The sequence below is a fragment of the Caulobacter radicis genome, from assembly GCF_003094615.1.
GTDB classification, from domain to species: domain Bacteria; phylum Pseudomonadota; class Alphaproteobacteria; order Caulobacterales; family Caulobacteraceae; genus Caulobacter; species Caulobacter radicis.
This window is the reverse complement of sequence record NZ_QDKO01000033.1, coordinates 1-7480: the sequence shown is the minus strand read 5'-3', so window position 1 is coordinate 7480 and position 7480 is coordinate 1. Positions and strand designations below refer to the sequence as shown.

The following is a 7480-nucleotide window of genomic DNA, read 5'->3' as shown; positions in this document are numbered from 1 at the left end:
GCCCGCATCGTCGCATCTAGGGGCGGATGATGGTTGCTGTGGTGGCTGGCGCGGGCCTTGGGCTGGAGCGCAGTTCGGGTTTCGTCCTGGGAAGCAACGGGCAGCTGGGCCAGGCGACGGTGGGGCGGGCGGGCGGCAACGTCTATGTCAACGCCGCCAGCGGCAACCTGATCATCCAGGGCGCCGACGAGATGCTGTTCGGCCTGGGCCAGGACGTCGATGTCGGGCGCGCCTACAACAGCCTGGGGGCGACGGCCTGGCAGACCAGCCAGGCGCGCCGGATCACCGGCCTGACCGGCACGGTCAACACCGCCGGCGGCACGGTCACCCGCATCGCCGCCGACGGCTCCGACGTCGTCTACGCCTATGACGCGGCGCTCAGCGCCTATGTCGCCAAGGAAGGCGACGGCGGCTACGACCGGCTGACCTTCTCGGGCTCGACCTGGACCTGGACCGACGGCGCCAGCCGCACGGTCGAGCTCTATGACGGCGCCAACGGCGGCCGCATCACCCGGTCGACCGACAAGAACGGCAACGCCCTTGCCTTCACCTACAACGCCGCCGGCCAGCTGGACCGGGTGACGACGGCCGATGGCGCGTACACCGCCTTTGTCTATACCGGCGCGCTGCTGACCCAGGTGCTGACCACCTACGTCTACCAGCCGCCCGGCGCGGACCTGCCCGAAACCCGCACCGAGACGGCCGTCTACTACGGCTATGACGGCGCTAGCCGCCTGTCGACGGTGACCATCGACCTGAGCCCCGAGGACGGGTCGATCACCGACGGCAAGGTCTATGTGACGACCTACGGCTATGACGGGGCCAGCAACCGCGTCGCCTCGATCACCCAGACCGACGGCTCCAGCCTGCAGATCGCCTACACCCAGGTCGGCGCCGACCATCGGGTCTCCAGCCTGACCCAGCTGGTCGCCGGCGGCGCGGCCCGCGTCACTTCGTTCAGCTACGACACCATAAGCCGCGTCACCACGGTCCTGGACCCGCTGAACCAGGCCACCAGCTTCGCCTACGACGCCAAGGGCCAGCTGCTCTCGATCACCGCCCCGCCGGCCGTGGCCGGGGCGCCCGCCCAGGTCACCCAGTTCACCTACAACGCCATGGGCGACGTGCTCAGCGTCGCCTCGCCCGACGGCTCGATCGTCACCTACGGCTACGACGCCAACGGCAACCGCACCAGCGAGGTCGACAGCCTGGGCAACACGGTGACGCGCACCTTCAGCGCCGCCAACCAGGTCTTGACGCAAACGCAATACCTGGTCGCCGATCCGGACGGGACCGGCTCGGGCGTGGCGTCCTCGCCGCTGACCATCCGCTACGCCTACAACGCCGCGGGCGACCTGCGCTATGTCGTCGGGGCCGACGGCGCGGTCACCGAATACCGCTACGACGCGCAAGGCCGCCAGACCAGCGCCATCCAGTATGTCGGCGGCGTCTACAACGTCGCCGCCCTGGCCGTGACCGCCACCCTGTCGGAAACCACGCTCAACAGCTGGGTCACCAGCCATTCGAGCAAGGCCGCGAGCCAGCGCACCGACACCACCTACGACTTCCGCGGCAATGTCGCCACGGTCACCGCCTACGGCAAGGTGCTCTCGACCGGCGCGGGCGACACCTCGGCCACCACCGAGACCACCAAGGTCTTCTATGTCTACGACCAGCACGGCAGGCTCCTGTCGCGCAAGCCGGCCGACTTCACCGCCGCCGAGGTCTTCGTCTATGACGGCCTGGACCGGCTGGTGGGCAGCACCGATTTCGCCGGCGCGACCACCTCTGTGCTGTTCGACGACGCCAACAGCCAGACGATCGTCACCCTGGCCAACGGCCTGGTGAAGACCTCGACCTTCAACCTCGCCGGCGAGCTGGTCAGCTACAGCGAGGCCGGCGGCGGCCTGGCCAGCGCCGCCACCACCTACGCCTACGACGCCGACGGCCGCCTGCGGATGGCCACCGGTCCCGACGGCCTGCGCCGCTACGTCCTCTACGACAACGCCGACCGCAAGGTCGCCGACATCGCCGCCGACGGGGCGCTGGTCGAATATGTCTACGACCGCGACAACCAGCTGGTCGGCTCCATCCAGTACGCCACGCGGCTGGGCGCGAGCGTCCTGGCCTCGCTGGTCGACGCCGGCGGCCAGCCCGCGGCCGTGGACCTGGCCGCCATCCGGCCGGCCGCCGTCGCCGCCGACCGCGCCGCCTGGTCGATCTACGACGCGGCCAATCGCCTGGTCGAGACCATCGACGCCACCGGCGCGGTGACGGTGTTCAGCTATGACGGCGCCTCGCGCCTGGTCGCCAGCACCGCCTACGCCAACCTGCTGTCGTCCACCGCCCTGACCAGCTTCAAGGCCCAGTATCCGACCACCCCGCAGCTGCCGACGGCCAGCGCCGAGGACCGCGTCACGCGCCGGTTCTACGACAGCGCCGGGCGCCTGGCCGGCGCGCTCGACGCCGAGGGCTATCTCAGCCAGAGCTTCTACGACGGGGCCGGGCGGGTCATCCGCACCCTGCGCTCGGCCACGGCCGCGGCCGCCTCCCTGCGGGCGGCCGGCACGCTGGCCCAGCTGGTGACCAGCGTCGGGACCTCGGCCAGCGACATCAACAACTGGATCGTCTACGACAACCGCGGCTTCCAGCGCGCCGTCATCGACGGCGAGGGCAACCTCACCCGCTACCACTACACCCCGCAGGGCGATATCGACCAGGTCATCGCCGGCCAGAAGCTCGATCCGGCCAGCCTGCTGACCACCCCGCCGACCCTGACCAACCTGGCCTCGGCCGGCAGCGGCGTCGTGCTCGACACCACGGCCTATACCCGCAACCTGTTCGGCCAGGTCCTGACCGAGACCAAGACCCTGGCGACCGGCGCGGTCCAGACCGCCAGCTACGTCTACGACAACATGCAGCGCCTGGTGCGCCAGACGGTCGGCGCCGGGGCCGAGGCCCGCACCAGCAACCACGTCTACGACCTCAAGGGCCGGCTGACCGGCACGCTGGGCGGGGTCGGCAGCGCCGCCCTGGCGGCCCTGGGCGCGGGCGCCACGGCCGCCCAGATCGCGCAGGTCTACGCCACCTACGGCACGACCTATGTCTATGACGACGCCGACCGGCTGATCGCCAGGACCCAGGCCGACGGCCTCGACGCCGTCGGCGCCCGCACCCTCTACTACTATGACGAGGCCGGCCGCCTGGCCTACGAGATCGACGCCCTCGGCGCGGTCGTGGGCCATGGCTACGACAGCTTTGGCCAGCGCAGCGCCGTCACCACCTACGCCACCCCGATCGCCGCCGCCGCCCTGGCGGCCTTGAGCGGCGGGATGGTCAGCGCCGCGCTGACCGCCCTGATCACGCTCGACGCCGCCGCCGACAGCACCGTGGCCTTCGGCTACGACGCCGCCGGCCAGCTGGTCCTGTCCACCAGCGCCACCGGCGCGGCCACCAGCTACGGCTACAACGCCTTCGGCGACCTGGCCTCGCGCACCGACCCCGTCGGGACCGGCCAGACCCGCCTGACGACCAGCACCCATGATCGCCGCGGCCTGCTGCTGACCCAGACCCAGGACGCGGCCGCCGGCGGGCTGCAACTTCTGACCCAGTACGGCTACGACGCCTTCGGCCGCGCCCTGCAGGCCATCGACCCGGCCGGCCGCACGACCAGCACCACCTATGACCGCGCCGGCCGCGTCGTCACCACCACCGACGCCCTGGGCCAGCTCACCAGCTTCACCTATGACGGCCGCGACAACGTCCTGACCCGGACCGACCGCACCGGCGCGATCACCCGCTTCGCCTACACCGCCTTCAACCAGAAGATCACCGTCACCGCCCCTGGCGGCTTCATCACCACCACCAACAGGAACGTGCTGGGCGATACGGTCTCCATCACCGACGCCAACAGCAACGTGACCACCTGGACCTATGACGCCGACGGCCAGGTCCTCACCGTCACCGATCCGGCCGGCGTCGAGCAGAGGACCTATGACGCGGCCGGCCACCTGGCCACGGTGGTGGACGCGCGCGGGATGGTCACCCGCTACACCTATGACGCGGCCGACCGCGTCCTGACCCGCAAGGTCGACGAGGCGGGCCTGGCCCTGGTCACCACCTACGAATACGACGCCAAGGGCCAGCAGGTCCGCCTCACCGATCCGTCCGGCGTCGTCACCGCGGTCGCCTTCGACCTCGACGGCCGCCGGACGGCGATCACGGTGGATCCGGGCGCCGGCGGCCTGGCCCTGACCACCACCTACGCCTATGACGACGCCGGCCGCGTGGTCACCGTGACCGAGGGCGCGGGGACGTCCGCCGCCCGGGTCACCCGCTACGTCTACGACAAGGCCGACCGGCGCACCCAGACCATCGTCGATCCCGACGGCCTGGCTCTGGCCACCACCCATGCCTACGACGCCGTGGGCAATGTCGTGGCCAGCACCGATCCGGCCGGCGCCGTGACGCGCTATGTCCATGACGCCGAGGACCGGCTGATCTACGCCGTGGGCCCGACCGGCGAGGTGGTCGCCAACGGCTATGACGGCGAAGGCCGGCTGACCTCCACGCGGCGTTATGCCGGCCTCATCGCCGCGGCGACCCTGGCGGCCCTGCCCCTGGCGATCACCGCCGCCACCGTCACCGGCGCCATCGCCGTCTCGACCAGCGATCACGTCGACAGCTACGTCTATGACGGCGACGGGCGGCTTCGCTACACGATCGACGCCAACGCCCAGCTGACCGCCTACACCTACGACCCGGTCGGCAACCTGATCAACACGCTGCAATACGCAGCCCCGATCACCGTCAGCGCCAGCTACACGGTGGCCTCCGTCCAGGCCCTGATCAGCTCGCTGGGCCTGGGCTCGCTGGCCGCCAACCGCACCACGCGCTCGATCTACGACACCGCCAACCGCCCCGCCTTCACCATCTCGGCGACCGGCTCGGTGACGGCCTACACCTATGACGCCAACGGCAACGTCACCAAGACCATCGAATACGCCAAGCTCACCACCCTGACGGGCAACCCCACCCTGGCCAGCATCAGGAGCTGGGCGACGTCCAACGGCGGGACCGCCGACCGGGTGACGCGCACGATCTATGACGCGGCCGATCGCGCGGTCTACGGCGTCGACGCCCTGGGCTACGTCACCGAGCAGCAGTACGACGCGGCCGGCCGCGTGGTCGCCACCCTGCGGCGGGCCGACGCCTACGCCGTCGGCGATGCGACCACCCAGGCCAGCCTGGCGGCCCTGATGGGCGCGACCACCGCCACGACCGCGACCACCCAGCGCCTCTATGACGATGCGGGCCGGCTGGTGGAAACCATCGACCCGGCCGGGGTGCGCACCCATCGCCTCCTCGACGCCACGGGGCGCGTCACCGACCTGACGCTCGCCCATGGAACCGCCCAGGCGGCCACGACGCACAATGTCTACGACGCCGCCGGGCGCCTGACCGCCCAGACCCTGGCCTTCGGCAGCGCCGTGGCCGCCACCACCCTCTACACCCACGACGGGGCCGGGCGGGTCCTGACCATCACCGACCCGGGCGGCGTCACCACCACCCAGGCCTATGACGCGGCCGGCCGCCTGGTCCAGGTCACAAAGCCGCTCGACCAGGCGACCAGCGCGGTGACGATCAACGCCTATGACGCCTTCGGCAACCTGGCCAGCGTCACCGACCCGCGCGGCCATGTCGGCTACTTCTACTACGACCAGCTGGACCGCCTGGTCCTGCAGGTCGACCCCGAAGGCTATGCGACCAGCACGACCTACACCCTCGGCGACCAGCCCGCGACGGTGACGCGCCATGCGGTCAAGGCGACCGGCGTCGGCTCGACCAGCGTGCGGCCGACCCTGACCCCCGACGCCAGGGACGCCGTCACCACCTTCGCCTACGACAAGCTCGACCGCCTGACCTCGACCACCGACGCCGAGCAGTTCACCGAGACCTACAGCCTGGACGCCTTCGGCGACCGGATTTCGGTGACCAACCGGCTGGGCGGGGTGACGACCAACCTCTACGACAAGCGCGGCCTCCTGCTCTCGGAAACCCTGCCGATCAGCTCGACCCGCGCCGACGGCACGGTGGCCGCCACCACCGTCACCAACCTCTACCAGTACGACGCCCGCGCAAACCGCACGCGCGCCATCCTGGCCTCGGGCCTGACCGAGCAGCGCACCACCCTCTACGCCTACGATCTGGCCAACCGCCTGGTCACCACCACCGGCGACGCCGTCCAGGTCACCGCCAACGATCTGGTGACCACCTCCACCGCCGCCCAGGTCCAGACCCTGGCCTATGACGCGCGCGGCAACGTCATCGAGAGCATCGGCGTCAACGGCGCGCGCACGCTCAGCTACTACGACCTGCAAAACCGCAAGATCGCCCAGCTCGACCCGGTCGGCGCCCTGACCGCCTGGACCTATGACGCCGGCGGCAATGTCGTCTCGCAGGCCGCCTATGGCGACCTGGTCGCCCTGCCCGCCACCGCCGGCGGCGCCGCCCCCGCGCCGGTCAACGCGGCCAACCGTCGCCTGACCACCTACGCCTATGACGACAACGACCGCCTGGTCGCCAAGACCATCCACGGCGCCGTGGTCGGTCGCGAGGTCGGCGGCGTCTACGCCGCGGCCCTGGCCGACATCGTCGAGCGGACCGACTACGACGCGGCCGGCAACGTCATCAAGACCACCGACGGCAACGGCGCGGCGACCTACTTCTATTACGACAAGGCCGGCCGCCAGGTCGGCACGGTCGACGCCCTGGGCTACCTGACCGCCAACCAGCTCGACCAGAACGGCAACGTCCTGGTCGAGACCCGGCATGCGGCCGCCCTGCCCCCAGGCTTCTCGACCACCAGCCTGCCCACGCCCCCGCCCGGCTCGGACGACCGCGTCACCGTCTTCACCTATGACCGCAACGGCCAGCGGCTGACCCTCAGCCGCCTCAACGTCGTCAGCCACGCGGTGAACATGGACGGCTCGCTGGTCGCCGGCGCCACCACCGCGACCATCACCTACACCTATAACGGCCTGGGCCAGGTGACCTCCAAGACCGAGGCCACCGGCGAGCTGACCACCTACGCCTATGACCTGCAGGGCCGGCTGACCAGCATCACCGCCCCGCAGCTGCGCGACTACACCTTCACCTTCGTCACGCCGCGCACCACCTACGCCTATAACGGCGTCGGCGACCTGACCCGCAGCACCGTCAACAGCGTCGGCGGCGCGGCCGCCCAGGCCCGCGTGACCACCTATGCCTACGGCGCCGGCGGGCGCCTGGCCTCCAGCACCGACGCCTCCGGCTTCACCCGCTCGTTCGGCTACGACGCGGCCGGAAACATCGTCAAGACCAGCTACAACCGCCTGCTGTCCAGCGGCGCCTCCGTCACCGAGGCCCAGGCCGTCCGCTACGACCTGGCCGGCCGGGCGGTCTTCCAGGCCAACGCCAGCCTCAACGGCGCCACCTGGAC

The 7480-nt window shown here is 70.9% G+C and carries 1 protein-coding gene; it reads left to right on the top strand.

Translation table 11 applies throughout. The annotated features are described in order from the left end of the window. Nucleotides 1–29: 29 nt before the first annotated feature. Nucleotides 30–7480, top strand: a 7451-nt coding sequence (locus tag DDF62_RS26510; RefSeq protein WP_165832307.1) for an RHS repeat protein, incomplete at its 3' end; no start/stop codon positions are given.